Origin of the sequence: Mesorhizobium sp. M7A.F.Ca.CA.004.06.1.1 (assembly GCF_003999135.1) — a bacterium.
GTDB lineage: Bacteria > Pseudomonadota > Alphaproteobacteria > Rhizobiales > Rhizobiaceae > Mesorhizobium.
The window spans coordinates 1-3,116 of record NZ_RZPQ01000701.1 but is presented as its reverse complement, the minus strand read 5'-3'; the positions used below and the strand labels follow the sequence as shown (position 1 = coordinate 3,116).

The following is a 3,116-nucleotide window of genomic DNA, read 5'->3' as shown; positions in this document are numbered from 1 at the left end:
GGCCGTAACCTCGTCCTGAACGGCAAAGATATCGTCCAGGCCGCGATCGAAGCGTTCCGCCCACAGATGGTCGCCGCTCACCGCGTCGACCAGCTGTGCGTTGATGCGCACGCGCCCCGCGGCGCGTCTTGCGCTGCCTTCCAGCAGGTAGCGCACGCCAAGATCCCCGGCGATCTCGCGCACGTCCATCGCTTTTCCCTTATAGGCAAAGGTCGAATTGCGGGCGATGACGAACAGGCCGGAGATCCTGGACAGGTCGGTGATGAGGTCTTCGGTCAACCCGTCCACGAAGGAATCCTGCTCGGGATCGTTGCTGAAATTGACGAAGGGCAGCACGGCTATCGATGGTTTGTCGGGCAGCGGCAAGGATTTTCGCTTGGCCTCGCCGAGCTGTTCGACGGCCCCTGTGAAACGGTAGCCGACGCGCGGAACGGTGGATATCCATTCGCCGTTCTCGCCGACAGGACCAAGCAGCTTGCGCAACTGCGCGATCTGGACGGTGAGGTTGCCTTCCTCGACGGCCGTGCCCGGCCATGCAGCGTCCATCAACTCGGCCTTCCCCAATATTTCACCGGGCCGCCCGACGAGTGCTGCAAGCAGGCTCAGCCCGCGATAGCCAACGGCAACGGGGACGTCGTTCCGAAGCAGCGTTCCCGCACCCGGATCAAGCACGAACGGACCAAAGGCAAAACGCGATCCCTGCATAGGCGCATCTATAGAGCAATTCCAGGAAAAGTGTGAAGCGGTTTTCTGTTCGGAATTGCGTCAAAACAAAGGGTTAGAGTAGTTTGCCGGTTCCGTGAGCCGGTGAACTGCTCTAGCTCGTTTGGAAGTTTTGAGAACTATTTGGGAGGGCTTAATTACGGCGCCGTCCGTATCGCGCAGAATTCAACCTCATCGAGAGCCCCAGGCCCTCAAACCATATGGAGGTTGCCATGACCAATACACTTGCATCAGCCCAGCGTTGTGCAGCGCGAGCGGGAACGCCCGTGCGGCCGGCATCGCGCCGGCTCCTGAAGACCCTGCGAAGCATCATAGCGAGTTGGCACGATCGGACCTGGCGCGAACGGATACGCTTTCGCTGGCAACTCAGGCAGATGTCGAAGGACAATCCGCATCTGATCGACGATATCGGCCTGACGATACAGCAGGTCGAGGGAGAGATCGCCAAGCCCTTCTGGGAACGATAGAGCGAATGCCGCAATTGCGTCGGGCGTCAGCGCACCGCCTCGCGATGGGCGCCCAAACCGAGGTCGCTTTGGGCGACATGCATCAGAGCGCATCCATATGTACGCCATTGGTAATCTGAGTGCAGCCGGGCAGGCCGAATTGCTCGGCCCACAGACATAGTGAACCTGCTGCTGCGTTGAGCGCCGCGCCGCGTTCTGTCAGCGAATAGACTACCTTCGCTGGAACCACGGAAAAGACCTTGCGGTCGACAAGGCCGTCCGCCTCCAGTTCTCGCAATTGTTGAGCCAGCATCTTTTCACTGATGCCAGAGAGCGCCTGTTTCAATCGACCAAATCTGCGCGACGCCGTTCCGAGCTCGCAAAGGATATCTACTTTCCACTTTCCTTCGACCATCCTGACGGCCGCTGCAAAGCCATTGTCCGCGGAATTGTTCATCGCGCGTTCCTTACCTTCTGGTGACCACTTACGCCCGGGTGCGTATCGCGCGCCGCTCGTTTTGACATACCTCTCAAGACGATCACAGCAAAACGCGGTCTGACGCCGCCAATTGATATGGAGTGTGGAATGAAGCTTTCAATCACGGTTGTTGGAACGGGCCGTATGGGCTCGGCGCTCGCCGGCAGCCTGCTTCAGTCGGGATATCCGACGACTGTCTGGAACAGAACCAGACAGAAGACCGATCCACTCGCCAGGCTGGGCGCAATCGTCGCGTCCTCCGTGGAGGAAGCCGTGAACGCAGGCGAGATCATCATTGTGAATGTCAGCGACTATGAGGCGACAAAAGCGCTTCTCCACAGTGACGCCATCGCCTCAGCCATTCGCGGCAAGCTGATCGTGGAGTTGACTTCCGGGACGCCAAATGGCGCACGGGAAGCCGCTGATTGGTATAGGGAGCACGGCGCAAGCTACCTTGATGGCGCGATCATGGCGACGCCGGATTATATCGGCACGGACGCCGGAACCATCCTGCTTGCCGGGCCAAGGGCGGCTTTCGACACGAACCGCGATGTGTTTCGCGCTTTGGGTGGCAATGTTCAGCATGTTGGCGAAGAACCAGGGCGTGCGAACGGGCTCGATAGCGCACTACTGGCTATCATGTGGGGCGCTCTGTTCGGGGCGCTCCATGCGATCGCCGTGTCGCAGGCCGAAGAGATCGAACTCGGTGAACTGGCGCGTCAGTGGTCCGCGACGGCGCCGGTCATTGACGGCTTGGTGACCGACCTCATCAAGCGGACGAGCGCTGGCCGATTTGCCAGCGATAACGAAACGCTCTCGTCGATCTCGGCGCACCACGGCGCAATGCAGCATCTATTGGAGTTGATGCAGTTCCGCGAAATCGACCGTTCAATAGTCGATGGTTATGATGCGATATTCAAACGGGCCATAGCGGCGGGCCACCTGCACGATGATTTCGCCGCGCTCTCGCAATTTCTGGCGACAGGGAAGTAGCATGCCTTTGACGCATCTCATCGATAAGTATTGTGCATCGTGGTCCACCGAAAACGCCGAGAAGCGGCGGGCGTCGCTGTTATCGATCTTGAGCGATGGCGCGACGTATACCGATCCAACCGTTCACGCCGTTGGTGCCGAAGAACTTCTAGCCCACATTGCAGGAATTCAGAGCAAGCATCCTGGTGCCTGCATTCTGCGGACCAGCAACGTGGACGTTCATCACGGCGTCGCGCGCTTCGCGTGGAAGTTTGTGACGCCTGACGGTTCGTCTTTACCCGAGGGCCTGGACATCGCTTTTCTGGATGAGGAGCAGAAACGGATAACGCGTATCATTGGCTTCTTCGGTTTGTTGAAACCAGCTCGATCTCTGGCAGAGGGCGGCGTCAGCTAACCGGTCAAGAGCTGACATTCGAACATGTCAGCGCACCGCCTCGCGTTGGGCGCCGGGCAGGCGGGTGGCGATCAGCTTGTCG

Annotated in this window: 5 protein-coding genes; 3 read left to right on the top strand and 2 right to left on the bottom strand. The window is 59.2% G+C overall.

What is annotated here, in order from left to right; genetic code table 11:
* A partial coding sequence (locus EN906_RS28645; RefSeq protein ID WP_206529191.1) for a winged helix-turn-helix domain-containing protein occupies positions 1-705 on the bottom strand: 705 nt, incomplete at its 3' end.
* A 230-nt stretch (positions 706-935) separates the two neighbouring features.
* Here EN906_RS28645 and EN906_RS28640 point away from each other — a divergent pair.
* Entirely contained in the window at positions 936-1,190 is a 255-nt protein-coding gene (locus EN906_RS28640; protein WP_127270483.1) for a DUF1127 domain-containing protein, read from the top strand.
* Positions 1,191-1,272: 82 nt separating this feature from the next.
* Here EN906_RS28640 and EN906_RS28635 read toward each other — a convergent pair whose 3' ends face one another.
* Positions 1,273-1,626 carry a winged helix-turn-helix transcriptional regulator gene (locus tag EN906_RS28635; protein WP_127270482.1) on the bottom strand — a complete coding sequence of 118 codons (354 nt, stop codon included), beginning with the start codon at positions 1,624-1,626 and terminating at the stop codon, positions 1,273-1,275.
* A 129-nt stretch (positions 1,627-1,755) separates the two neighbouring features.
* Between EN906_RS28635 and EN906_RS28630 the strand changes: the two genes are divergently transcribed.
* Positions 1,756-2,640, top strand: a complete 885-nt coding sequence (locus tag EN906_RS28630; protein WP_127270480.1) for an NAD(P)-binding domain-containing protein — start codon at positions 1,756-1,758, stop codon at positions 2,638-2,640.
* A 1-nt stretch (position 2,641) separates the two neighbouring features.
* Positions 2,642-3,034 carry a nuclear transport factor 2 family protein gene (locus EN906_RS37490; protein ID WP_164748986.1) on the top strand — a complete coding sequence of 131 codons (393 nt, stop codon included), beginning with the start codon at positions 2,642-2,644 and terminating at the stop codon, positions 3,032-3,034.
* The last annotated feature ends 82 nt before the right edge of the window (positions 3,035-3,116 follow it).